General features: G+C 58.3%; 21 protein-coding genes. 16 read left to right on the top strand and 5 right to left on the bottom strand.

The genetic code is table 11. From position 1 onward, the window contains the following. The first annotated feature begins 59 nt into the window (after positions 1–59). From CP97_RS12305 to CP97_RS15975, 3 genes are read left to right on the top strand one after another with little or no spacing between them, the layout of a single operon-like run. Positions 60–1046, top strand: coding sequence for an alpha/beta fold hydrolase (locus CP97_RS12305; RefSeq protein WP_227819598.1), 987 nt, complete (start codon positions 60–62; stop codon positions 1044–1046). Next, the gene (locus CP97_RS12300) at positions 1046–2173 is read left to right on the top strand and encodes an NAD(P)/FAD-dependent oxidoreductase (protein WP_048886195.1); all 1128 of its coding nucleotides are present in this window, start codon (positions 1046–1048) and stop codon (positions 2171–2173) included. Before CP97_RS12305 ends, CP97_RS12300 begins: the two co-directional genes overlap by 1 nt. Positions 2174–2230: 57 nt before the next feature. Next, positions 2231–2407, top strand: coding sequence for a YegP family protein (locus CP97_RS15975; RefSeq protein ID WP_082863818.1), 177 nt, complete (start codon positions 2231–2233; stop codon positions 2405–2407). A 55-nt stretch (positions 2408–2462) separates the two neighbouring features. Here CP97_RS15975 and rnhA read toward each other — a convergent pair whose 3' ends face one another. The 3 genes from rnhA to ispH are packed head-to-tail and all read right to left on the bottom strand — an operon-like array spanning position 2463 to position 4852. Then, the gene (gene rnhA / locus CP97_RS12295) at positions 2463–2903 is read right to left on the bottom strand and encodes a ribonuclease HI (RefSeq protein WP_048886194.1); all 441 of its coding nucleotides are present in this window, start codon (positions 2901–2903) and stop codon (positions 2463–2465) included. Next, on the bottom strand, positions 2900–3868 hold the full coding sequence (gene thrB / locus CP97_RS12290) for a homoserine kinase (protein ID WP_048886193.1): 969 nt from the start codon (positions 3866–3868) through the stop codon (positions 2900–2902). Before thrB ends, rnhA begins: the two co-directional genes overlap by 4 nt. 9 nt (positions 3869–3877) lie before the next feature. Then, on the bottom strand, positions 3878–4852 hold the full coding sequence (gene ispH / locus CP97_RS12285) for a 4-hydroxy-3-methylbut-2-enyl diphosphate reductase (RefSeq protein WP_048886192.1): 975 nt from the start codon (positions 4850–4852) through the stop codon (positions 3878–3880). Positions 4853–4956: 104 nt separating this feature from the next. Here ispH and CP97_RS12280 point away from each other — a divergent pair, with 104 nt between their 5' ends. The 9 genes from CP97_RS12280 to tatC all read left to right on the top strand — a co-directional run bounded on the left by CP97_RS12280 (position 4957) and on the right by tatC (position 12366). After that, positions 4957–5607, top strand: a complete 651-nt coding sequence (locus CP97_RS12280) for a hypothetical protein (protein WP_048886191.1) — start codon at positions 4957–4959, stop codon at positions 5605–5607. Between the two features lie 56 nt (positions 5608–5663). Next, the gene (argS, locus tag CP97_RS12275; RefSeq protein ID WP_048886190.1) at positions 5664–7412 is read left to right on the top strand and encodes an arginine--tRNA ligase; all 1749 of its coding nucleotides are present in this window, start codon (positions 5664–5666) and stop codon (positions 7410–7412) included. A gap of 2 nt (positions 7413–7414) precedes the next feature. Beyond that, positions 7415–8131 carry an SPOR domain-containing protein gene (locus tag CP97_RS12270; RefSeq protein WP_048886189.1) on the top strand — a complete coding sequence of 239 codons (717 nt, stop codon included), beginning with the start codon at positions 7415–7417 and terminating at the stop codon, positions 8129–8131. 72 nt (positions 8132–8203) lie between these two features. Next, positions 8204–9223 carry a beta-N-acetylhexosaminidase gene (nagZ, locus tag CP97_RS12265; protein WP_048886188.1) on the top strand — a complete coding sequence of 340 codons (1020 nt, stop codon included), beginning with the start codon at positions 8204–8206 and terminating at the stop codon, positions 9221–9223. Further along, positions 9220–10044: a segregation and condensation protein A gene (locus CP97_RS12260; RefSeq protein ID WP_048886187.1), complete on the top strand. Its 825-nt coding sequence runs from the start codon at positions 9220–9222 to the stop codon at positions 10042–10044. The genes nagZ and CP97_RS12260 overlap by 4 nt, the downstream gene beginning before the upstream one ends. Then, positions 10041–10724 (top strand): SMC-Scp complex subunit ScpB, encoded by a 684-nt coding sequence (scpB, locus tag CP97_RS12255; protein WP_048886186.1) that lies wholly within the window; start codon positions 10041–10043, stop codon positions 10722–10724. The genes CP97_RS12260 and scpB overlap by 4 nt, the downstream gene beginning before the upstream one ends. A 34-nt stretch (positions 10725–10758) precedes the next feature. Next, complete coding sequence (gene tatA, locus CP97_RS12250) at positions 10759–11037, top strand: twin-arginine translocase TatA/TatE family subunit (RefSeq protein WP_063612434.1); 279 nt, start codon at positions 10759–10761, stop codon at positions 11035–11037. Positions 11038–11061: 24 nt separating this feature from the next. Further along, on the top strand, positions 11062–11517 hold the full coding sequence (tatB, locus tag CP97_RS15970; RefSeq protein ID WP_082863817.1) for a Sec-independent protein translocase protein TatB: 456 nt from the start codon (positions 11062–11064) through the stop codon (positions 11515–11517). A gap of 3 nt (positions 11518–11520) precedes the next feature. Continuing rightward, complete coding sequence (gene tatC, locus CP97_RS12240; RefSeq protein ID WP_048886185.1) at positions 11521–12366, top strand: twin-arginine translocase subunit TatC; 846 nt, start codon at positions 11521–11523, stop codon at positions 12364–12366. A gap of 9 nt (positions 12367–12375) precedes the next feature. On the opposite strand, the gene CP97_RS12235 is transcribed toward tatC, so the two are convergent. After that, on the bottom strand, positions 12376–14079 hold the full coding sequence (locus tag CP97_RS12235) for an amidohydrolase (RefSeq protein WP_048886184.1): 1704 nt from the start codon (positions 14077–14079) through the stop codon (positions 12376–12378). Next, entirely contained in the window at positions 14079–14966 is an 888-nt protein-coding gene (locus CP97_RS12230) for an NAD(P)-dependent oxidoreductase (protein ID WP_048886984.1), read from the bottom strand. The genes CP97_RS12235 and CP97_RS12230 overlap by 1 nt, the downstream gene beginning before the upstream one ends. 160 nt (positions 14967–15126) lie before the next feature. Here CP97_RS12230 and CP97_RS12225 point away from each other — a divergent pair, with 160 nt between their 5' ends. The 4 genes from CP97_RS12225 to CP97_RS12210 all read left to right on the top strand — a co-directional run bounded on the left by CP97_RS12225 (position 15127) and on the right by CP97_RS12210 (position 23748). Then, positions 15127–16347 (top strand): threonine ammonia-lyase, encoded by a 1221-nt coding sequence (locus tag CP97_RS12225; protein WP_048886183.1) that lies wholly within the window; start codon positions 15127–15129, stop codon positions 16345–16347. Between the two features lie 177 nt (positions 16348–16524). Further along, positions 16525–17376 (top strand): arginyltransferase, encoded by an 852-nt coding sequence (locus CP97_RS12220; RefSeq protein ID WP_048886182.1) that lies wholly within the window; start codon positions 16525–16527, stop codon positions 17374–17376. 61 nt (positions 17377–17437) lie between these two features. Further along, positions 17438–19525, top strand: coding sequence for an autotransporter assembly complex protein TamA (locus tag CP97_RS12215; protein ID WP_048886983.1), 2088 nt, complete (start codon positions 17438–17440; stop codon positions 19523–19525). Next, entirely contained in the window at positions 19525–23748 is a 4224-nt protein-coding gene (locus CP97_RS12210) for a translocation/assembly module TamB domain-containing protein (protein WP_048886181.1), read from the top strand. The genes CP97_RS12215 and CP97_RS12210 overlap by 1 nt, the downstream gene beginning before the upstream one ends. Positions 23749–23768 lie beyond the last annotated feature (20 nt).

Below are 23768 nucleotides of genomic sequence, written 5' to 3'. Positions count from 1 at the left end.
AAAAAGTAACCAAGGGTCGAATGTTGATGTTAGGTAAAACGAAAGGGTTTTTGCCACTCGTGTCCACTACAATGACCAAGCCCGCTACAGGGCAGGGCTTCGATCGCCGCGCTATCCCAGCCGCCGCGAGTGAAAGCGTGTGGCATGCCAAAGATGGCCACGAGATCCGCTATATTGACTGGCCAGCACCCCCTGCCAACGTCCCCTATCGCGGTTCAATGCTGTTTATGGCGGGGCGCGGTGACGCCTATGAAAAATATATCGAGAGCTTCGAACACTGGCGCCTTCGTGGCTGGCAGGTGAGTGCTGCCGACTGGCGCGGGCAGGGTGGTTCTGGTCGGTTGGGGCTGGATGATTCGACCGGGCATATTGATGATTTTGCCCTCTGGATCACCGATCTTGCAGATTTCTGGCGGAAATGGGCTGAAGGCAGGGAAGGCCCTCTGGCCTTGATGGGGCATTCGATGGGCGGGCACCTGACGCTGCGGGCGGTGATGGAAAAGGTCCTGACGCCTGTTCCCGATGCGCTCGTCCTGTCGGCTCCGATGCTCGACGTTTTCCCCGAAGCGGTGCCGCTGCCTATCAAGCTGGGCCTTGCGCGTTTGATGACGAAGCTGGGCGATCCGCGCCGTCCCGCATGGAAAATGAGTGAGCGTCCCGGTGTCAAGGCAGGCTTGCGCGGCGATCTCCTGACTCACGACAAGGCCCGCTATCAGGATGAAATCTGGTGGCGCAAACACCGTCCTGAGTTGCGCCTCGGTCCGGGCAGTTGGGGGTGGGTTAAGGGTGCGATGGAAAGCTCTGCGACCCTGTTCCGGCGCGGCGCGATGGAAGGGGTGGATATGCCTGTCTATATCGTTGCGACCAATGCCGATCGGCTCGTCAGCCCATCAGCCATCCGCAGCGCCATCGCCCGGTTACCGAGAGTGGAATCGCTTCTTTTTGGCAAAGAAGCCCGGCACGAGATCCTGCGTGAGGAAGACAGCATAAGGAACAGGGCGCTGGCCGGAATAGACGAATTTCTGGAACGGACGCTGACGCGCTGATGCCAGAACAATATGATATCGCCATCATTGGCGCCGGCATGGCGGGCGCCAGTCTTGCAGCCGAAATCGGCCTTGCGGCAAACAGGGGCCCAAGCAAGAGCATCATTGTTCTGGAGGCAGAAGACAGCCCTGGTTACCACGCCACAGGCAGATCCGCAGCCTTCTGGGAAGAATGTTATGGCGGACCGGACATAGCCCCTCTTACGATCGCATCGGGCCTGTGGTTGCGCGAACATGGCTTCCTGCAGGAACGTGGGGCACTATATCTTGGACGTGAAGATGATGAGCAGGTGTTGCAGGATTTTCTCCGCCGCTTTGCCAAATCCGACGTTGATCTGACGCGCATAGACAGAGACAGGCTGGAAGGCTTTGTGCCCGGAATCAGGCCCGCTTGGGACCGGGCGATCTACCAGCCGCGCTGTGCCGATATCGACGTTGCAGGAGTGCACCAGCATTATCTTGCGCAAGCCAGAAAGGCAGGGGCACATATTGCGTGCCGCGCACGGCTCCTCGAAGCTTGCGTAGGCGACAGGGGCTGGACACTTTGCCTTTCGGATGGTCGGCAAGTTCATGCCCATACAATCGTCAATGCGGCGGGGGCATGGGCGGATGAGGTGGCGCAGATGGCTGGGGCGCGGGCGCTTGGCATCCAACCCTATCGGCGCACCGTGGCACAATTGCGAACAGATCCCGCCCTCCACGATACAGTACCGCTATGCCTTGATATTTCAGGGAATTTCTATTTCCGGCCCGATAGCGGCAAATTGTGGCTAAGCCCGCATGATGAGGTGGCTTCACCGCCATGCGATGCCGCACCTGAAGAAATGGACGTCGCATTGGCGATCGACCGGCTTGAAGGCGTGGTTGATTGGCGCGTGGAAGCGGTCGAGCGCAAATGGGCGGGCCTGCGCAGTTTTGCGCCCGATCGCAAACCGGTCTACGGTTTCGATCCGCGGATGCCGCACTTCTTCTGGTTCGCCGGACAGGGTGGATATGGCATTCAGACCGCGCCCGCCGCCGCGCGGCTCGGCGCGCAATTGCTGCTTGATTTGCCCCGTAACACCATGACGAAAGGGCTGAATGTAGAATTATATATGCCCGATAGATTTGCCGCTGCAATGGCCTAGCCAAGGGCGGCATGATCGGTATGTTGCGCGCGGAAATCTAACGAAAAGGGTTATTAGATGGCGCATCAGTTCCAGATCTACAAAGACAAGGCAGGCGAGTTTCGCGTGCGCTTCAAATATAATGACGAGATCATGTTTTCTACAGAAGGCTATTCTTCCAAGGCGAGCGCCAAGAACGCTATCGCCTCGATTCAGAAGAACGGCCCCGGCGCCGAAATTGTCGACGAAAGCTAAGGTCTGCTGACCATACAATGGTGATGGGCCGGTCCTTCGCGGGCCGGCCTTTTGCTTATCGGTCTGCGATCGCTTCTGCCGCATCACTGGCAAGCTGGTCCACCCGATCGTTTTCGGGGTGGCCCGAATGGCCTTTTACCCATTGCCAATCGATGGAATGCCGAGCTGCGGCTTCTATCAGATCATGCCAAAGATCAGCATTGCGCACCGGTTTCTTGCTCGCATTGATCCAGCCCTTGCGTTGCCAGCCTTCAATCCATTTGGTCATGCCATCGATGAGATAGCGGCTATCTGTGTGGAGCGTGACATCGCATGGTTCAATCAGTGCATTGAGCGCCTTGATCGCTGCGGTCATTTCCATGCGATTATTGGTGGTCTCGGGCTCTGATCCGAACAGCTCCTTCTCATGTCGGCCCATGCGCAAAAGCGCGCCCCAGCCACCTGGTCCGGGGTTGCCCTTGCAGGCCCCGTCGGTGAAGATTTCCACTTGCTTCATGTGAAGATTCCGCTGCCCCCGTCACGATAAAATTCAAAGCGTCGCATGAAATCCATTGGATCCTTTTTCAAAACCAGTGCGTCGGCAGGCGTTTCGATCCAGTCCTGTGCACGGCTGGAAATAAACCGCATCGCCGCGCCCTGCGCCAGAACCGGCATGGCGGCGTGTTCTTCTGGTTGTAGAGGTCGCACCGATTCGTAACCGGCGATCAGCGCCTGACCGATATCGGCCCGATAGTCTTGTCCGTGATCGGCAAAGCTCCACGCTGCATGGGTCACTGCCAGATCATAGGCCATCGCATCATGGCAGGCGAAATAGAAGTCGATCAGGCCGCTCACCTCATCGCCCAGCATTAGCACATTGTCCGGGAAGAGATCGGAATGGATGATGGAACGGGGCAGGCCATGCGGCCAGCATTCAGCAACGCGCTGGGCTTCATCAATTGCAGCAGGCAGGGCCGGATTGATCTTCGCCAGAGCATCGCTGCCGCATTGCGCAAGCACGCTGGCAGAAACATCGGCACCAAGGTCATTGGCACGGCGAACCGGAAAATCCATTGCCGCTGCATGCATCTGCGCCAGCACCGCGCCGACATTGCGCGCTTGTGCAGGAGTAGGCCTGTCGACCGAAATGCCAGGCAGAAATTCGATCAGGGCAACTGATTTGCCATCAAGATTACGCCACGCCGCACCTTCCTTATCGTGTATCGTGCGCGGCACAGGGGCGCTGCTGGTGGAAAGATGATCCAGCAGGCCAAGGAAAAACGGCAGATCGGCAAGGTCGATCCGTCTTTCATACATGGTGAGGATGAAACGCGAAGACCCGCCCTCTTTATACGTTTCGATGAGCCAGTTGGAATTGGAGACACCTTCGGCAATGCCCTTTGCCGATACCAGTTCACCCACGTCATAATGCGCGATGAGCTCGGCCAGTGCCTCTGCGGAAAGCTGGGTATAGACCGCCATGGTCGCTCTCTATTCGGTCAATTCACGCGGCAGTTTGAAGATCATCTTTTCATCAGCCGTTCGAATCTGCTGTTCCTCTACAGTGCGCCATTCTTCCAGCTTGGCGATCACTTCGCGCACCAGCACTTCAGGTGCGGAAGCGCCTGCAGTAAGACCAAGTGTTCCTACGCCATCAAACCAGTCATGCTCAATATCCGAAGCGCGCCCGATCAGTTTGGAAGTGATGCCCATGCGTTCCGCCACTTCTACCAGCCGCAGTGAATTGGAAGAATTGGGCGCGCCGATCACCAGCACAAGGTCACAACTGGCTGCCATTGCCTTGACCGCCTCCTGCCGATTGGAAGTCGCATAACAAATGTCTTCTGCACGCGGTGCCAATATATCCGGAAAACGTGCCTTCAATGCGGCAATGATCTCTGCGGTATCGTCAACAGAAAGCGTTGTCTGCGTAAGGAAGGACAGATCATCCTTTGCGCCAAAGGACAATTGGGCGACATCTTCCACCGTTTCGACCAGAGTCATCTGGCCCTCGGCAACCTGACCCATTGTGCCGATCACTTCGGGGTGGCCTTCATGCCCGATAAAGATGATGTGGCGGCCCTTCTCAATCAGCCTTTCGGCCTGGCGGTGCACCTTGCTGACCAGCGGGCATGTTGCATCAAGATAGATCATCTTGCGCCGTTCTGCCTCTGCCGGCACCGCCTTGGGTACGCCATGCGCGCTGAAAACCACCGGGGCATCGGCGGGTACTTCATCCAGCTCTTCCACAAAAATGGCGCCTTTTTCGCGCAGGCCGTCGACAACGAAGCGATTGTGCACGATTTCATGCCGGACATAGACGGGTGCACCGAAGCGTTCGATGGATTTTTCGACAATATCGATCGCGCGGTCCACACCGGCGCAAAATCCGCGCGGAGCGGCGATCAGCACAACAAGCGGCGGTTTTACATTGCCATCGCGCGTTTCTTGAAAGGGGGCGTTCATACTCGCCCCTCTAGCGGTTGTCGCGCTCACGGGAAAGGGCTAGGAGCCAGTTCCTTCAGAGGCGGTATCTGCTTGCCGCGCTCTTGCCATATTCAAGGAAGTTTATGCAGTTTCGATCCGCGTTGATTGCTCTTGTCGCTCCCGTCGCCCTGCTTGCTGGGTGCAAGTCCGATGGCGAAATCGTTGTCGACCAAGGGGTGGGCATTACGTCCCTGCGTTCTGTGTGTCCGGCAGTTGGCGTGCCTGACTATACCGGGGACATAACGCTGTTTTCGCCTGCAAATGCCCGCACGGCCGATGCGCTGGACGTGACCGCGATGATCACCAATGTGCGCAGCACATGCAATGATACAGGCGAGCAGGTCCATTCTTCCGCTACGTTCGATGTGATCGCCATGCGTCGCAATACCAGCGGTGCACGCACGGTGGAGTTGCCGTATTTTTCAACCGTTACCCGCGGCGGATCTTCGGTGGTCGCAAAACGCGTTGGCACGGTTACGCTGACCTTCGCGGATGGACAGGAACGTGCGCGGACCAGTGGGACTGCCAGTGCCTATGTCGATCGTGCCGCAGCGACTCTGCCCGACGATATTCGCCAGCGGATTACTCGTCGTCGTCGCGCAGGCGATCAGTCGGCAGCGGTAGATCCGCTGTCCGAACCCGATGTGCGCGCGGCGATTGCACGCGCCACCTTCGAGCTTCTGATCGGCTTCCAGCTGAGTGAAGACCAGCTCGCCTACAACGCCACGCGGTGAAATAGCGCGATAAGGACGCTTTTCGCGCTTCGCCAAACAGGCTAACGGCGCAGCCCATGTCCGAAACGAAAACACTTTATGCCGCCTTTGCGGCCAGAATTGACGCTGTTCTCGCCGCGCTGGAAGCCGAAGGCGCGTTGCCGCCCGATACGTCGCGCGGCAATGTCAGCGTGGAACCGCCGCGTGATCCGTCGCATGGCGATCTGGCGACCAATGCCGCGATGGTGCTGGCGAAAGCGGCAAAGACCAATCCGCGCAATCTGGCCGAAAAGATTGTCGAACATCTCGCGCGCGATCCCTTGATCGAGAGCGCTGACATCGCCGGGCCGGGTTTCATCAATTTGCGCCTCGCCCCGAAAGTGTGGATCGACGAAATCGGCGCCATCGCTGCGCTTGGTGCGCAATATGGCCGGTCTGACATGGGCGCGGGCAATCGCGTGAATGTGGAATATGTTTCCGCCAACCCGACCGGTCCTATGCATATGGGTCATTGCCGGGGCGCAGTGGTTGGTGATGCCCTATCCAGCCTGCTCGAATTTGCCGGGCATGATGTGACGCGCGAATATTACGTCAACGATGCAGGCGGGCAGGTGGATACGCTCGCCCGCTCGGTTCACCTGCGTTACCGCGAGGCCCTGGGCGAAGATATCGGGACCATTCCGGAAGGCCTGTATCCCGGCCAGTATCTTGTTCCTGTCGGCAAGGCGGCTGCCGATGAATTTGGTGATCGCTTCGCGGCAGAACCGGAGAGCGAATGGCTCGCACTGTTCCGTGCCCTTGCGGTTGAACGGATGATGGAATTGATCCGGTCGGACCTCGCGCTGCTGGGTATCCAGCACGATGTTTTTGCCTCCGAAGCGGCGCTGCAGGCGGCGGGCAAGCCAGAAGCTGCGGAAGAATGGCTGCGTCAACACGATCTGGTGTATGACGGTGTGCTCGAAGCGCCAAAGGGCAAGGCACCGCCCGAAGATTGGGAAGCGGTTGAGCTGCCGCTGTTCCGATCCACCAAATTCGGAGACGATCAGGACCGTCCGATTCGCAAATCTGACGGGAAATGGACCTATTTCGGGGCCGATCTCGCATATCACATGCAGAAGGCAGAAAAAGCCGACTCGCTGATTGACGTGTGGGGCGCGGATCACGCCGGGACTGTCAAGCGCATCAAGGCTGCTGTGGCCGCACTGTCCGAAGGGCAGGGCACAGTAATGCCCTTCGACGTGAAGCTGGTGCAGATGGTGCAGCTTCTGCGCAATGGTGAACCCGCTAAAATGTCCAAGCGCAGCGGCAATTTCGTCACCATTGCAGACATGGTGGAAGAAGTTGGCCGGGATGTGGTGCGCTTCTCCATGCTGACGCGTAAACCTGAAGCGCAAATGGATTTTGACTTTTCCAAAGTCATTGAAACTTCAAAAGAAAATCCGGTATTTTATGTGCAATATGCACATGCACGGATTTGTTCGATCCTGCGCAAATCGACGGAGGAAGGCATTTCTGCGTCGTCCGATGCGCTCGAAAAGCTGGGTGAGGACGATCTGGCCCTGATTAAGCAGGCCGCGCAGTTCCCACGCGAAGTCGAGGCCGCTGCCCGCGCGCGTGAGCCACATCGTATCGCCTTCTACCTTTATGATCTGGCTGCGACTTTTCATGCTTTCTGGAATCTGGGAAATGATGATCCGCTAAAGCGCTTCATTGTAACACAGGACCCTGCGATGTCGGCAGCGCGGCTTTTCCTCGCTACCCAAATCGGGCAGGTACTCCGTAATGGTCTGGCGCTATTGGGTGTCGAGGCGGTCGAGGAGTTGTGACGATGGCCTATCCGGGTAATGAGGATGATGGTCTTGAATTGGGTGAAGAACTGAAAGCTTCCGATGAAGCGGAAGAACAGCTTGTTCTTGCCGATGAAGATGAAAGCCTTCCCTGGCTCGAATCCGACGAATATGAGGAAGAAGGCAGCTTCGACTGGCGCCTTGTCAGTTACGCCGTAATCGGCCTCTTAGTGGTCGGCTCGCTCCTCTCCGCGATCTGGTGGTTTACCCGCGACCGTGCAGCAATTGATGTGGTCCCGGACGGCAGCACGATTGCCGCGCCCGAAGGCAGCTACAAGCAACGGCCGGATGACCCGGGTGGGATGGAGGTCGCCGGCACGGGTGATCAGGCATTCGAGGTGGCTGAAGGCAAGGATACAGAAGGCCGGATCGCCAGTAATGATGGCGGTGGATCCGATGCGCGTCCATCGATTGATCGCTCGCAAGGTGAAGATAGCGGCAATTCCGGAAATGCTGAAACTGCCAACGCAGTGTATGTCCAGATCGGCGCCTATGGCAGCCGTGCAGATGCCCAGACGGCATGGAGCAGCGAATCAACCCGCTACAGCGTGCTTTCGGGCATGCGCCACCGCATCATTGAAGGCGATGTGAGCGGATCAACGGTATATCGATTGCAGGTGATCGCAGGGGATCGCGCCAGCGCCGATGCCACCTGCCGCGCCATCCGTAACGCCGGTGGGGCATGCTATATCCGCTAGGGACGCGCTTTTCCCCCACGTCCTGCGGAGAAATCCTTGCGTAAAGAGGAGGTTTCAGGCGTAAATAGCGCTATGACACCCGCAATTTTCAGCCTGTCCGGCCTGGCCCTGACCGCAGACGAGCGCGCATTCTTCAAGGATGCCGATCCAGCGGGCTATATCCTGTTTGGTCGCAACATTGAGGACAGGGCGCAAGTGCGCGCTTTGACCAATGAATTGCGTGCGATCCAGGGCCGCGAGAAGCTGCTTATCTCGATTGATCAGGAAGGTGGCCGCGTTGCGCGTATGAAGCCGCCGCAATGGGATGCCTATCCGCCGCAGGGACAATTCGCCAAGCTTTATAATGTCGCACCCGCCAGCGCGATTGAGGCGGCCCGCGCCAATGCGCAATTGCTGGCGCTCGATTTGCAGGAAGTGGGAATAACGGTCGATTATCTGCCATTGCTCGATGTCACCGTCGAAGGTGCGCATGATGTGATTGGCGACCGCGCGCTGGGGCATGAGCCGATGCAGGTCGCGGCTCTGGGCAGAGCTGTGCTGGATGGGTTGGCACGTGGCGGTGTGGCGGGTTGCGTCAAGCACATGCCCGGCCACGGTCGGGCAACGGTGGATAGCCACAAGGACCTGCCGATCGTCAATGCGACCGAGGCGGAGCTTGCCATTGATATTGCGCCATTCGCGAAATTGACCGACGCGCCAATGGCGATGACGGCGCACATCCGCTTCACGGCATGGGATGCGGATCGGCCAGCCACTCAGTCGCAATTCGTCATAGAAAAGATCATCCGCCAAAGGATCGGCTTTGACGGTCTTCTGCTCAGCGATGACATCGACATGGAGGCGCTTGAAGGCACGATACCAGAACGCTCGAAGCGCGCCCTTGCGGCTGGATGCGACCTGGTTCTCAATTGCTGGGGCAAATTGGCTGATATGCGGGGAACGGTAGAGGCGCTTCCGTCCATCACAGAAAAGGCCGCCGCACGTCTTGATCGCGCACTAAAGGGTGTGGGCAAGCCTGCAGACAGCACACCACGTTCAGAATTGCTGGCGACACGCAATGGCCTGCTGGGTCTTACCGGGGTGGCGCCATGAACCATCCTGTCGAAGAGGGCATGCTTTTCGATGCGGTGGAACAGGATGGCCCGCAGGCTGAGAATTGGGACGGTATCGCATCGGGTGGCAGCGACGATACCGATGCGCTCTACCTTGAACTCGATGTCTGGGAAGGGCCGCTGGACCTGCTGCTTGACCTTGCCCGCCGGCAGAAGGTGGATTTGAAATCAATCTCCATCCTGGCGCTGACCGATCAATATATTGCCTATATCGAGCACGCGGAGGCGCTGAAGCTGGAAATTGCTGCGGATTACCTGGTGATGGCAGCATGGCTCGCCTATCTCAAATCCGCGCTGCTTCTGCCCAAGGATGAGCAGGAAGACCCCAGTCCCGAAGAACTCGCGCTGAAGCTGCAATTGCGGCTCCAGCGGCTGGGCGCAATGCGCGAAGCAGGCGCGCGTTTGATGGCGCGGGACAGGCTGGGGCGCGATGTTTTCGCGCGTGGAAATCCAGAGGGATTGAAGGTGCTGCGCAAGAATGCGTGGCAATGTGACTGGTATCAGCTGATTCATGGCTATGGGCAGGTCAAATTGCGAACCGAACCTGTCGTGCACATGGTGGCGGATCGCCCCGTAATGACACTCGATTCTGCGCTGGACCGAGTATCAGCGATGCTCGGCGTAAGTGTCGACTGGATGGAAATCCGTAGTTTCCTACCCGGGGATGCCGAGCCGCAGCTGAAACGCTCCGCCTTGGCATCCAGCTTTGTCGCCGCGCTGGAGCTTGCGCGCACCGGCAAGGCAGAATTGCGGCAGGAGGCAATTTTCGGACCTTTGCATCTGCGCAGGGTAAGCACGTGACGTCGCCACCGTCTGATCTTGCTCGCGCCGTGGAGGCTTGCCTTTTTGCCGCCGAAGAAGCGATGACGTGTGAACAGATCAGCGCACATCTTGGCGATGCCGATGTGCGCGACGCACTGGAGCAATTGCAGGCATTGTATGACGGACGCGGCGTGGTGCTGGTGGAAAGGGGAAAACGCTGGCAATTCCAGACCGCACCCGATCTTGCGCATTTACTGCGCCAGGAAAAGGAACAGGTCCGCCGATTGAGCCGCGCCGCCACAGAAGTGCTTGCGATCATCGCCTATCACGAGCCGGTGAGCAGGGCCGAAATAGAGGCGATACGCGGTGTGCAGACTAGCGCCGGCACTCTGGACGTGCTGATGGAAGCGGGTTGGGTGCGCGTCGCGGGGCGGCGCGATGTGCCCGGACGCCCGGTAATTTATGCGACCACACCTGAATTTCTCGGTCACTTTGGACTTGAATCGCGCAAGGATCTGCCGGGACTGGATGAATTGAAGGCTGCGGGCCTGCTCGATCCGGTTGATGCCAGCTATGAAGATCTGGTGGCACAAAAGGAAGAACAGCTTGCCGCTGAAGCGAATGTCGATGGCGATAACGATGCAGATGAAGTAGATCAGTCGGACGATGAATCGGGCGGTTATGCGGCAATGCTGGAAAGTCGCGACAAAGATGCCTAGATTGGCAAGGTAAGTTTACCACAAGGAAATTCTCATGCAGCCGGGTATTTGGCAGATTCTGATAGTCGCGATTGTCGTGCTCGTCCTGTTCGGACGCGGACGTATCTCGGAAATGATGGGTGATTTCGGCAAAGGTATCAGCAGCTTCAAAAAGGGCATGACCGAAGAAAACAACACTCCTTCGGAACCGAAGCCGCGGATAGAGACGCAATCGCCACAGGCTGGAACCACCAGCAATGGCACGTCTGCCGGCTCCGGAGCCAAGGCCGAAAAGGTCGAAACGCCGGCCCCGGGCGACAAATCCGCTTCCTAATTCTCCAACGCGAGCGCCGGCCCCATGTTTGATATTGGCGCAACCGAATTGCTCCTCATTGCAATCGTGGCGATCCTTGTGATCGGACCCAAGGACATGCCGCTTGCGCTGCGCACGGTGGGGCGCTGGGTCGGCAAGCTGCGCAAGCTTTCCGCGCAATTTCGTGCCGGTTTCGATGGCATCGTCCGCGAAGCCGAAATGGAGGAGATGGAGAAGAAGTGGAAAGCGCAAAACGAAAAGATCATGCGCGAACATCCGGATGGCGCGCCAGTCGAGATGGAGCCTACGGGCGCTTATCCGCCATCTCCTTATCCGCATACGATTTCACCTGAAAAGCGCGAGGAACTGGAGCGTATCGCTGCAAAGGAGCGTGCAGCGGCGGCCCAGCATAGCGAAGAACCTGCTTCTACAGATAGCGCCGGTGATGCATCTTCTGCCGAAAGTGCCGCGCGCGATCCGGACGCGGGATCAAAGGCATAGACGATGGCATTCAAGCTGAACGATCTGGATGATTCACAGGCTCCGCTGCTCGATCACCTGATTGAATTGCGCGGGCGACTGGTCAAGGCGGTGCTGGCGCTTATCGTGGCATTTGCCGTGTGTTTCTACTTTGCGGATACGATTTTCGGATTTCTTGTCGTGCCCCTGACACATGCCTTTCCCGAAGGGCAGGGGCAACTTATCTACACGCGCCTGTACGAAGCCTTTTTCGTTGAAATAAAGGTCGCGCTTTTTGCCGCCTTCTTTGTGGCATTCCCCATTATCGCCAACCAGTTATGGTCCTTTGTTGCGCCGGGACTTTACGCCCGCGAGAAGAAGGCTTTCTTGCCGTTCCTGATCGCGACACCAGTGCTGTTCATCATGGGCGGGTCTCTGGCGTACTTCGTGGTCATGCCGCTCGCCTTCACATGGTTTCTTGGCTTTCAGGGGGAAGCTGGGGGATTGCAGGCGCAGGCGCTGCCCGCCATGGGGGATTATCTCGATCTGGTGATGCGTTTCATCCTCGCCTTTGGCGTGAGCTTCCTGCTGCCGGTGCTCCTGATGCTGCTCAACCGCGCAGGATTGGTGACGCGCAGCCAGCTGGTGGCGGCTCGCCGCTATGTAATCGTGGCGGTATTTGCTGTTTCAGCGCTGATTACGCCGCCCGATGTCGTCTCGCAGGTCATGCTCGCCGGGCCATTGATCCTGCTGTTTGAGGGATCATTGGTGTTGATGCATCTTAGCGAGCGTAAGGCAGCCAAACTACGCGCCAAGGAAGCCGCTGTAGAAGTGGACGGGCAAGAAAAACCCGACGCTGAAGCAACGGCCGCAGAGGACGCCGCGGAATAAAATCAAGCCTCAGCGGCCTGACTGCATATCGCTATCTGGTGCATCGATCAGGGGATTTGCAATATTGGCGTCGAAAACTTTCCGCCCCGCAATCCATGTTTCGAGCACGCGGATATTACGTATCTCTTCAGGTCCGGACAGGAGAGGATCGGCGGAAAGAAACACGAAGTCAGCACGCTCCCCCGGTGTCAGACGCCCGAAGCGTCCTTCGGCAAAGCCTGCATAGGCAGCGTTCGCGGTATAGGCCGCCAATGCCTGTTCGCGGGACACGGTTTCACCCGGATGCCAGCCGCCAAATGGCTCCCCCGCCGCATCTGTGCGGCTGATGGCAGTCGCAAGCCCTGCCATTGGGTCGACTTTTTCGACCGGTGCATCGGTGCCAAAAGCCAGAATGCCACCGTGTGCGAGGATTGTGCGCCACGCATAGGCACCATCCAGCCGCTCCTCTCCAAGCCGCGCTTCGGCCATCACCCGGTCGCTGGTCTGGTGGACAGGCTGCATGCTGGCAATAATGCCGTGCTGCCCGAACATAGCCAGGTCCGCCGGATTGACGATTTGCGCGTGCTCGATCCGCCAGCGCCGGTCGCCGCCGTAATCGGCGGACAATTGATCAATAGCATTCAGCGCGTCGGCATTGGCGGCGTCACCGATGGCGTGGATGGCGACCTGGAAATTATCGAGCGCGGCACGGCTCATCATATTGCGCAGCTGCGTTCCGCTGGTCAAAGCCAGACCGCGGTTTTGCGGATCATCGGCATAGGGCTGCTTGAGCAAAGCACCGCGCGACCCCAATGCCCCGTCGAGGTAAATCTTCACGCCATTCAGGCGCAAACGATCATCATAAAGCCAGCGCGTCGGCCCCGGGCCACCAATCAACAGCATTGTGTCGATTGAATCGGCATAGGCCATGATACGGATCTGCAACCATCCGGCATCGCCTGCCCGACGGATTGTCATCCAGTCCTGGGGCGTGGTGCCCATGTCGGCCATGCCGGTAATGCCGTGGCTGATCAGCATTTGCTGTGCATTGTAGAGCGCGAGATCGCGGTCTTCGGGAAGCGGTGGGGGGATGCGGTTTTCAATGATGGACATGGCTTTATCAACCAGCACACCCGATGGCGCATCGCTGTCAGACAATCGTTCAATACGACCGCCAGCTGGATCCGCGGTTCGTGCGGAGACATTCCCCGCTTGAAGCGCCATGGAATTAGCCCAACCGGCATGCCCATCCACGCGGCTGAGCCAGACGGGGCGATCCGAGACCACCGCGTCGAGATCGGCAGCGGTTGGGAAGCGGCCCAAACCCCAACGTTCCTGATTCCACCCATGGCCAACGATCCACGGTCTGTCGGGATAGGCCGCGCGATAGGCGGCGATACTGCTAAGCGCCTCTTCCAGAGATCGCGTCTCCGACAGGTCTAGCACCAGCGTCCCAAGGCCCAGTCCCATGAGATGGGCATGCGCATCAATAAAGCCGGGAGCCATCACGCGGCCATTGCCGTCGACGCGGTAATCGATCTGACGCGTTGGCCTGTCATCCGCAGACAGCAGCTCGGTAATGCGTCCATCCTCGTCCACCACCAATCCGGCAAAGCGCGAGACAGAGCCATCGCGTGCGACGGAGATACCATCGACATTGTCGATCCAGGTATCAGCCAGTGCCGGTGTGGAAAGGCACAGCAGCGCCATTGCGGCTGCAAAACGGGTCAGCATTATTTTATCTCCGGGAGATGTCGGATGAGGGCGCTGGTATCCTGCCGCGAACCGCCAGCAGCCTGCACCTGCGCATAGAATTGATCGACGAGCGCGGCGACGGGCAGCGACACGCCTTCCGCCTTTGCCTCGCCCAATGCGATGGCGATATCCTTGCGCATCCAATCTATCGCAAACCCGAAATCAAACTCGCCGCGCACCATGGTCTGCCAGCGGTTTTCCATCTGCCAGCTTTGTGCCGCTCCCCCCGAAAGAGCTTCCAGCACCTTGTCGGTATCAACGCCGCTTGCCTGCGCCAGCCGCACACCTTCAGACAGGCCCGCCAGCACGCCCGCAATGCACACCTGATTGACCGCCTTGCACGCCTGACCGGCCCCGGCATCGCCGATATGGACGATGCGCAAGGCATAGGCTTCCATAATGGGTGTCGCTGCGGCCATTGCGTCAGCCGATCCGCCACACATGATCGCCAGCTTGCCATTTTGCGCTCCGGCCTCTCCACCAGATACCGGCGCATCCACTGCCAGCAGCCCGCGCGCGCTGCATTCCTGCGCTACCTGACGCGCAATGGCGGGGGAGACGGTGGTATGATCAATAAAAGTCGCTCGACCACGCATGGCTGCAAGCACGCCGGTATCGCCAAGAACGATGGAGGCCAGATCATCGTCATTGCCAAGGCAGGTGAGGACGGTGTCGGCATCCTTTACCGCCTCTGCCGGGGTCGGCGCGATGGCAATGTCCAGCCTTTCATCAGCCAGCTTGGCCTGCCAGGCCTCGGCTCGCGATGCGGTGCGGTTATATCCGATAACATTATAGCCGGCACGGGCGATGTGGCCGGCCATTGGCGCGCCCATCACGCCAAGGCCCAAGAATGCGATTGTGCTCATACCCGCCAGCACTGCCTTAGCGCGCGCGATAAGACAATGTTTCTCGGGCGAATGTCTGCCACATGTGCCCTCCATCATGCTTCACGAAGGGCAATCTTTCTTAGCACAATGCGTGCGAGCTATTCCCCTCGCATCACAATCTGGCTAGGCGCTGGACCCCATGACAGAAGCGAAATTGACACTGGCCAATATCAAGGCAGCAGCGCAGCGCATCGACGGTGCGATTGTGCGGACGCCCACACTGCATTCCCAGACGCTTTCCAGCATTACCGGCGCGCAGATTTGGCTGAAGTTTGAAAATCAGCAATTCACTGCTGCATATAAAGAGCGGGGCGCGTTGAATGCATTGCTGCAATTGACTGACGAACAGCGCCAGCGTGGCGTTATCGCGGCATCGGCAGGCAATCATTCGCAGGGGCTTTCATACCATGGCACGCGGCTGGGTGTGCCCGTGACCATCGTGATGCCGCGCACCACACCCACGGTGAAGGTGATGCAGACCGAATCAGTGGGCGGCAAGGTACTGTTGGAGGGGGAGACCTTCGATGAAGCCTATGCGCATGCGCGGACCCTGGAAAAAGAGCTTGGTCTGACCTTCGTTCATCCGTTTGACGATCCACATGTTGCCGCGGGCGCAGGAACGGTGGCACTGGAAATGTTCGAGGACGCGCCTGATGTGGATTGCATTGTCGTGCCAATTGGGGGGGGCGGGCTGATTTCGGGCATGTCGACCGTGGCAAAGGATCGCCAGCCGCCTGTTGAAGTGATCGGGGTCGAAGCGAAGCTGTTCCCATCTTCCTATAATGCCTTCAAGCATGAAGACCTGCCCAGCGGCGGGGATACACTGGCGGAAGGGATCGCGGTGAAGGAGCCAGGCACATTTACGCAAAGCGTGATCGATCGGCTGGTGGACGATATCGTACTGGTGGATGAACCGCATCTTGAAAAAGCGGTCAGCATGTTGCTGCAGATCGAAAAGACCGTTGTCGAAGGCGCAGGTTCGGCAGGGCTTGCGGCAATTCTTTCAAACCCTGAACGTTTCGCCGGAAAGAAAATCGGACTGGTACTGTGCGGCGGCAATATTGATACCCGCCTCCTGGCTAATGTCCTGCTACGCGATCTCGCCCGCTCCGGCCGCCTGGCCCGCTTACAGATTACCCTGCAGGATCGCCCCGGTGCCCTGTTCAAGGTTATGCGTGAATTTGACGCACATAATGTCAATATCATAGAGATTTACCACCAGCGCATTTTCACCAATCTCCCAGCAAAGGGCCTTGTGACAGACATTGAATGTGAAGCGCGCGACCGCCAGCAGCTCGAGGCCCTCGTGCAGGCGCTTACCCAGAAGGGTTACAAGGTCAGCCAAGTCGAGCTAAACTGACCCAACACGGGGCGCATGCGGACGGATGTCGGCTGCCTGTGGAAAATAAGTCTGCACAGCAGGCGATTTGTGGTTAACATGGTTCTCACAACGAATCCCCCATGCAAAAGGATTCAGTACCATGTGCATTCGGGCGCTTGGGGTATAATCACAACTGTAGAGAGGTCCGCCAAAAACGTGACGGCTCCGGTACGCTTCCCCCGCTTTTTCGTAACGAGCCCAGCGCCGTGCCCATATCTGGCGGGCAAAACGGAACGCAAGGTATTCACCGAACTCAAGGGCTCGCATGCCGAACAACTGAATGATGCGCTGGGCCGGATCGGTTTTCGCCGCAGTCAGACGGTGGCCTATCGCCCGTCCTGCGTGGATTGCCGTGCCTGTGTCTCTGTCCGTGTGGCGGCGCTCGAATTTCGTGCGTCGACCTCGCAGAAGCGCAATCTGAAGCGCAATTCGGACCTTGTTTCTACCGAATGTCGCCCCTGGGCAACGCCTGAACAGTTTGCCCTGTTGCAGCGCTATCTTGAGCAGCGTCATCCCGGCGGTGGCATGGCCGCGATGGACGAGGTGGACTATGCCGACATGGTAGAACATACCAGTGTTTCCAGCTTTTTAGTTGAATATCGGGAGCCAAGCTCCGATGGAGGTACTGGCCGTCTTGTTGCTGCTTGCCTCATGGATCGGCAGGGCGACGGGTTGTCGATGATTTACAGTTTCTATGACCCGGAACACGAGGATCGCAGCGGGCTTGGCACTTACGTCATTCTTGACCACATTCGGCGCGCCGCGATCGATGACCTGCCATTCGTCTACCTCGGCTATTGGGTCGAAGGGTCCGAGCGTATGCAATATAAAGTGCGCTTTCGCCCGTTGGAGCAGTTGGGGCCCGACGGTTGGCGCCGCATTTCCGAAGACGAGCAACAGGCGCTCGTCAATCGCGTCACATCCGGGGATGGTGATAGAAAACCTGCCACAGATGGCGGTTCCAAAGACAATACGCCTGGCCTCCAGCGCGAATACAAGCTGGTCTGATCTCTTTCCCAAGCTGAAACCCTTGAATGGGGCCGCCACTGCAATCGCATTGGTTTTGGCGATGTGGACTACCCCGATTATTGCGCAAGCCAAGCAGGACGCACCTGAACTGAAGGATCTCATCCCGGATTCTGCGGTGGATGATCCTGAAAACTGGGCGGAGCAGGGCGTCAGCGCCGGAGCTGCAGCGCAAGAGGACGCACCGCTTCCGCTGGATGCAGAAGCACCGCTGGCTGATATGCCGAGCGTTACAATCGCCTGGCCTGACGAGGTTGATCTGCCTCAGCTCGATCCGCTCGAAGCGGAAGAGCCGATTGAATTTGCGACATTCGAAGAAGAAATTCCGGAGGTGCCCGCAGGCAGCGAAGAACGGATTTCGGATGAACTGGTTCTTGTCTTCCCAACGGACAATTCGTTGTTTCCCGAGCGTGACGAATTCCTCGACCGTTTCAAATCGCTTTCGACCATTGCCGAGTTGGAGGATGACGACAACCTCGCCCGTCTCGCCGTGCAGGCGCGCGGTGATGAGGAACTGCTTCATGAGATGCTGCGCGTTTACGGCTATTATGACGCACAAGTCATCCGCAGCGTAGGCAATGTGGAAGAAAGCGCCGATGTCGAGCTCGACGTGCCAGCGGCCCGGTTCGATATCATCCCCGGCGTTCGCTATCGTTTTGGTGCGGTCGACCTTGGCAATCTGGGCACGGGCGGGAATGCTTTTGAAGAGCTGCGTGCAGTGTTTGAGATTTATCCAGGCGATTACATTTCGCTCGATATGATTACGCAGGAGCGTGCCGATCTCGATATTGCACTGGGCGAAGCAGGTTTCCCCTTTGCGGCCATTGAAGACCCTGATCTGTTGATCGATCATGATCGTCGCGAAGGTGATCTCACCATGCCGGTGGAGCCGGGTGGGCGATATGTCATGCGTGTGGTGAGAAGTGACTCACCAGATTTCCTGTCGAGCCGTCATTTGACCCGCATCGCTCGCTGGGACGAAGGCGATCTTTATCAACGCAGCGATGAAATGGATCTACGCCGAGCCATTCTTTCCACTGGCATTGTCGGTTCAGTCACCCTTACTCCCGTAGTGGTGGAAGAGCCGCAGGGCGATCGGCCGGGCACGGTCGATATCGCCGCTTCTTTGACTGCCGCACCACTGCGCAGCATTGGAGGCAGCATCGGTTACGGCACCGAAGAAGGCATTCGATTGGAAGCGATGTGGGAACACCGCAACCTCTTCCCACCTGAAGGGCTGTTGCGTCTTCGCGGCATTCTGGGAACGCAGGAACAGCTTGCCGGCGTGACTTTTCAGAAAAGCAATTTCCACGGTCGAGACAGGATCCTGACGGTCGATGCCTTCGCCAGCACAATCGATTACAGCGCCTATGATGCGCGCGCCGTCTCTTTGGTCAGCACATATGAGCGTGTCAGCACGCTCCTGTTCCAGAAAGCCTTCAGCTGGTCTGTCGGGGTTGAGCTGGTAGCAACGGAGGAAAGGGAGGTGGACGCTAATGGCGTTTTTCTGCCGCGCGAAACCTATTTCGTCGCCGCGCTACCGCTATATGCAAGCCTCGATAACTCGGACGATCTGCTCGACCCGACCGAAGGCTGGCGTCTGTCCGGTCGCCTTTCGCCAGAGGTGTCGGATAACAACAGCGTGCAAAGCTTCTATCTGCGTAGCCAGATTGATGCTTCCTACTATCAGAGCATTGGGGAGAGGAACGTCTTGGCGGGCCGCGTGCGGCTGGCAAGCATTCCGGGCACGCAGGTCGGGAACATCGCACCATCGCGCAGGCTGTATGCCGGTGGTGGCGGATCGGTACGCGGCTATGGTTATCAGGAAATCGGACCCCTCAGCGATATGGGCGACCCCATCGGTGGACGAAGCCTGGTGGAATTCTCACTGGAAGCGCGCATCGGCACCGGCCTGATGGACGGCGCGGTCAGCGTCGTCCCATTTGTTGACGCGGGATCGGTGGGCGAGGACGACATTCCTGATTTCAGCTCGATCAAATTCGGCGCCGGCCTGGGCCTGCGCTACGCCACAGGGTTTGGTCCGCTGCGGCTGGACGTGGCCGTGCCAATAAATCCCGGGCCAAATGATAATTGGATAGCGGTCTATGTCGCGCTGGGTCAGGCTTTCTGATGGCTGATGAGACTTTGGCGGATGAAGATGCGGCAGTGGAGGATTCCTCGCCGCGCAAAAGCAGGCGGCGCTTTGTCTCGCTTCCTTTTAAGGTCATCAGTTGGGCATTTATCGCGCTCGTCTCGATCCTGTTCCTGTTTATCGCCTTCCTTCACTCTCCGCCGGGCCGACAATTCATTATCGATCAAATCGCGCAGGTTGCCCCTGCATCGGGTCTGACAGTCGAGGTAGGCGATATTGACGGATCTGTTTTGTGGAGCTCGACCCTGCATGATGTGCGGTTCCGCGACGCCAATGGCACGCTGTTCCTCGAAGTTCCGACTATCGATCTCAATTGGCGACCGCTCAAATGGTTCACGAGCGGGCTGGATGTCCGCCACCTCGTTTTGACGGATGGAACACTTTACACCGCGCCTGATCTGATACCGGGTGATCCCGATGCGCCGATACTCCCTGATTTCGATATCAGGATAGATCGTTTTGCCATCAGCAGTTTCACCGTGGCTGAAGGGTTGCTGGGAGAGGAAAGGACTATCGATTTCGCTGCCGAGGCGGACATTCGCGAAGGGCTGGTCTATCTCGATACGGATGGCGAATTTGGCGGAGGAGACGTGTTTACCGCGCTTGTCCATGCCGAACCCGATGGCGACCGCTTCGATCTCGATCTTGATTGGCAGGCCCCGAAAGGCGGTTTCCTTGCCGCCATGGTGGGCGCGCAGGATGATCTTGCGGTCCAGTTGAAAGGCGATGGAACATGGTCAGCTTGGGAAGGTGAACTGGATGCGGTTCAAGGTGGCGAGGACCTGCTCGACTTTGATATTTACAATGAGGCAGGGCAATATCGCATCGTCGGACGTGCGCGGCCCAATGGCTATGTAGAGGGGATGGCGGCCCGTGCGCTGGGTGAAACCGTCATGCTGACAGCTTCGGGCACACTGGAAGACAGCGTGCTGGAGGGCGATTTCATCTTGCGTGCGAGCGGCCTTAACGCCGACGGACAAGGCGCGATCAATCTGGCCGACAACGTCTTCGTCAACGTGGTGCTGGCTGCCCAATTGCTCGACCCGACGCTTTTTGCAGAAGACATCGCGTTGGAAGGAGCCGGGATCGAGGCGACCCTGGACGGTCCATTCCGCGATCTTTCAGTTCCACATCAGATACGCGTGGCCCAGATAGATGCCGCCGGAACCGTGCTGACCGATGTCGTCCAGCGCGGAACGCTGACCTATGATGGCACGCGTTTCACCTTGCCTTTGAACGGCTCAATTGCGCGAATCGTCAGCGGGAATGAACTGGTCGATCCACGGCTCGTCAATGGCACGTTGGGGGGCACGCTAGTTTACGCCGGAAACGAGCTTCTGTCAGATGATCTGGCGTTGGAGTTTCAGGGCTTGCAGGCTGTACTGGGCCTCAACAGCAATTTCGACAGCGGGCTGACGCAGATAAATGGCCCTGTCACCATTGCTGATCTTGCGTTCGACGGTATCGGCGTGGTCGACGCAGGAGCGCAGATCAACGTGGCATTTGGGGGCGGCAATCCCTGGCGTCTCAATGCCGATGTGGATGGACGGATCAGTCAGGTTACCAATTCGACGCTGGTAAATCTTGCCGGCAATAATATCCGATTTGGCGGCGGGATCGGGCTGGGATCGGGTGTACCCATCGCTTTCAATGATTTTCGCATCAATGCCAGCAAATTGACCGCCAAGCTGGATGGACAGGTGGAAAATGGCACCACCACGATCGCGGGAGCAGGCAGGCAAGCCGATTACGGCCCCTTCACCGTAGAAGCGACAATCTCAGACGATGGTCCGCGCGCCACGCTGGTATTTGCCGATCCACTGCCATCTGCGGGGCTTTCCAATGTGCGCGTGACATTGGCGCCAACGGATGACGGTTTTGAAATCGAAACCAGCGGTGGCTCCATGCTCGGTGCCTTTGATGGTCTGCTTTTCCTCAACATCGCGGAGAACGGCGATACTTCCTTAGATATTTCACGGCTGGACGTTTCCGAAACGCGCATCGCCGGTGTCCTGCAATTGCAGAGTGGCGGCGTGGCGGGTGATCTGGACCTGTCACGCGGCGGTATTGATGGCACAATTAAGCTGGCGCTGCGCGATGGTGGGCAGGGGTTCGATATAGATCTGTCGGCACGAAACGCGCGTTTCGGCGGGGACACGGCCTTGCTCATCAACCGCGGCACAATCGATGCCACCGGTCTGATTGCGGAAGGCAACGCGACCATATCAGGAAATGCCAGCCTGCAGGGTCTGTCCTATGGCGATATCTTCATCGGCAGGCTGGCTGCACGGGCTGAACTTGACAATGGCACCGGCCATTTCGACGCGGCGTTGACCGGGCGACGGGGCAGCCGGTTCGAAATGATGGTGAATGGCACCGCTTCTCCTGACAGGATCGCAGTGGCGGTCGATGGTGCTTACGCCGGTCGCGATATTTCCATGCCACGTCGTGCAGTGCTGACGCGTAGTGCTGATGATGGCTGGGAATTGCAGCGGTCGCAATTGTCCTTCGGTGATGGCTTCTTGATCGCGAGCGGTCAATTCGGCGGAAACCAGCCGATGCAGGGTCGCCTTGCTCTATCCGATTTACCGCTGAGCCTTGCTGACGTGGCGATGGGCGAGCTGGGTATGGGTGGCACGATTTCGGGTGTGGTAGAGTTTGCAGCGGGGGCGAATGGTCTGCCCACGGGCGAAGCGCGCCTTCTCGTGTCTGATCTTACGCGAGCGAGCGCATTGTTGACGTCGCAGCCGATGGACATCGCATTGGTGGCGGAACTTTCCGAAACACTTGCGCAGTTCCGAGCGGTCATTTCCGATGAGGGCAGGGCGGATGGTCGATTACAAGGCAGGATTACCAATCTGCCACGTGGCGGTAATCTGGCCAAACGACTTTATGCGGGTGACCTGTTTGCCCAGCTTCGCTTCACCGGTTCAGCGGCCGCACTTTGGCGCCTCGCGGCTATCGACCTGATTGATCTGACGGGCGATGTCGTTGTGGCTGCGGACGTACGGGGGTCCCTTGGCGATCCGCGTCTGCAAGGCTCTCTTTCAGGAGATGCCTTGCGGCTACGCAGCGCGCTGACCGGCACCGATATTGACGGCGTTTCAGCACGCGGGCGCTTTGAGGGTGGGCGGTTCAATCTGACCAGCTTCTCGGGCACAGCGCAAAATGGCGGACAAGTCAGCGGTAGCGGTTATATCGACCTTTCAGGCATCACCGCATCGCGCGGCCCCGGCATTGATATCCGTCTAGCGGCGCGCAATGCAGAAATTCTTGATCTTTCGAATATGGGCGCGACGGTTACTGGGCCAATGCGGATTGTTTCCAATGGAATAGGCGGGACGATTGCCGGGCGATTGCGAGCCAGCTCAGCGCGCTGGGGGCTGGGTACGACTTCAGAGGCAATCGCTGAATTGCCGCAAATTGACACGCGGGAGATCAATCATCCCGGCGATGTAGCGCCGTCATCTGCAAGCACATCTCCATGGCGCTATCTCATCGATGTCAGCGCACCGGGGTCGGTGATGGTGGATGGCCTTGGACTCGAGAGCGAGTGGCGCACCGATAGTCTGCAAATTCGCGGTTCCACTGACGATCCGCGTCTTGATGGCAAGGTCGAAATCGTTCCGCGGCAGGGCTTCTATTCCTTTGCCGGCGTGCGCTTTGAAATCACACAAGGCGATATTTTCTTTGATCGCAATGTCCCGCTCGATCCCCGGATCGATATCGAGGCGGTAACTGAAGTGGACGCATTGACGGTAACCGTCGATGTGACAGGCAGTGCCAGCCAGACCGAGATCGCATTCTCCTCCGTGCCTGCGTTGCCCGAAGAAGAACTGCTCGCTCGTTTGCTATTCGGCGGGTCAATCACCCAGCTTTCAGCCACTGATGCGCTGCAATTGGGGGCTGCTGTCGCCAGTCTGCGTGGCGGATCCGGTGTCGGTCCGATCAACCAGCTACGCGATGCCATCGGTCTTGATCGGCTGCGTATCGTGCCCGCCGATGCGGCGCTTGATCGTGGAACCTCGGTGGCGCTGGGCAAAAACCTCGGACGTCGCTTCTACGTTGAGATCATTACTGACGGGGCAGGCTACAGCGCTAGCAATGCAGAGTTCCGTATTACCAGCTGGCTCAACCTGCTCGCGACTGTCAGTACCATTGGCCGACATAGCGCGGCTGCAGAAGTCCGACGGGATTATTAGTGCAGGCACTATCACCGCTG

It is taken from the genome of Aurantiacibacter atlanticus (assembly GCF_001077815.2).
Taxonomy (GTDB): Bacteria; Pseudomonadota; Alphaproteobacteria; order Sphingomonadales; family Sphingomonadaceae; genus Alteraurantiacibacter; species Alteraurantiacibacter atlanticus.
This window is presented reverse-complemented; position numbering and strand designations above follow the sequence as displayed.

Bases quoted from the DNA above. Each gene is read 5' to 3' on its own strand.
- CP97_RS12225 (WP_048886183.1), top strand. From the start codon at position 15,127: ATGACAGAAGCGAAATTGACACTGGCCAATATCAAGGCAGCAGCGCAG.
- tatC (WP_048886185.1), top strand. From the start codon at position 11,521: ATGGCATTCAAGCTGAACGATCTGGATGATTCACAGGCTCCGCTGCTC.
- CP97_RS12230 (WP_048886984.1), bottom strand. From the start codon at position 14,966: ATGAGCACAATCGCATTCTTGGGCCTTGGCGTGATGGGCGCGCCAATG.
- CP97_RS12215 (WP_048886983.1), top strand. From the start codon at position 17,438: ATGTGGACTACCCCGATTATTGCGCAAGCCAAGCAGGACGCACCTGAA.
- ispH (WP_048886192.1), bottom strand. From the start codon at position 4,852: ATGAACGCCCCCTTTCAAGAAACGCGCGATGGCAATGTAAAACCGCCG.
- tatA (WP_063612434.1), top strand. From the start codon at position 10,759: ATGCAGCCGGGTATTTGGCAGATTCTGATAGTCGCGATTGTCGTGCTC.
- CP97_RS15975 (WP_082863818.1), top strand. From the start codon at position 2,231: ATGGCGCATCAGTTCCAGATCTACAAAGACAAGGCAGGCGAGTTTCGC.
- argS (WP_048886190.1), top strand. From the start codon at position 5,664: ATGTCCGAAACGAAAACACTTTATGCCGCCTTTGCGGCCAGAATTGAC.
- rnhA (WP_048886194.1), bottom strand. From the start codon at position 2,903: ATGAAGCAAGTGGAAATCTTCACCGACGGGGCCTGCAAGGGCAACCCC.
- tatB (WP_082863817.1), top strand. From the start codon at position 11,062: ATGTTTGATATTGGCGCAACCGAATTGCTCCTCATTGCAATCGTGGCG.
- CP97_RS12270 (WP_048886189.1), top strand. From the start codon at position 7,415: ATGGCCTATCCGGGTAATGAGGATGATGGTCTTGAATTGGGTGAAGAA.
- CP97_RS12235 (WP_048886184.1), bottom strand. From the start codon at position 14,079: ATGCTGACCCGTTTTGCAGCCGCAATGGCGCTGCTGTGCCTTTCCACA.
- thrB (WP_048886193.1), bottom strand. From the start codon at position 3,868: ATGGCGGTCTATACCCAGCTTTCCGCAGAGGCACTGGCCGAGCTCATC.
- CP97_RS12280 (WP_048886191.1), top strand. From the start codon at position 4,957: ATGCAGTTTCGATCCGCGTTGATTGCTCTTGTCGCTCCCGTCGCCCTG.
- CP97_RS12210 (WP_048886181.1), top strand. From the start codon at position 19,525: ATGGCTGATGAGACTTTGGCGGATGAAGATGCGGCAGTGGAGGATTCC.
- nagZ (WP_048886188.1), top strand. From the start codon at position 8,204: ATGACACCCGCAATTTTCAGCCTGTCCGGCCTGGCCCTGACCGCAGAC.
- CP97_RS12300 (WP_048886195.1), top strand. From the start codon at position 1,046: ATGCCAGAACAATATGATATCGCCATCATTGGCGCCGGCATGGCGGGC.
- CP97_RS12260 (WP_048886187.1), top strand. From the start codon at position 9,220: ATGAACCATCCTGTCGAAGAGGGCATGCTTTTCGATGCGGTGGAACAG.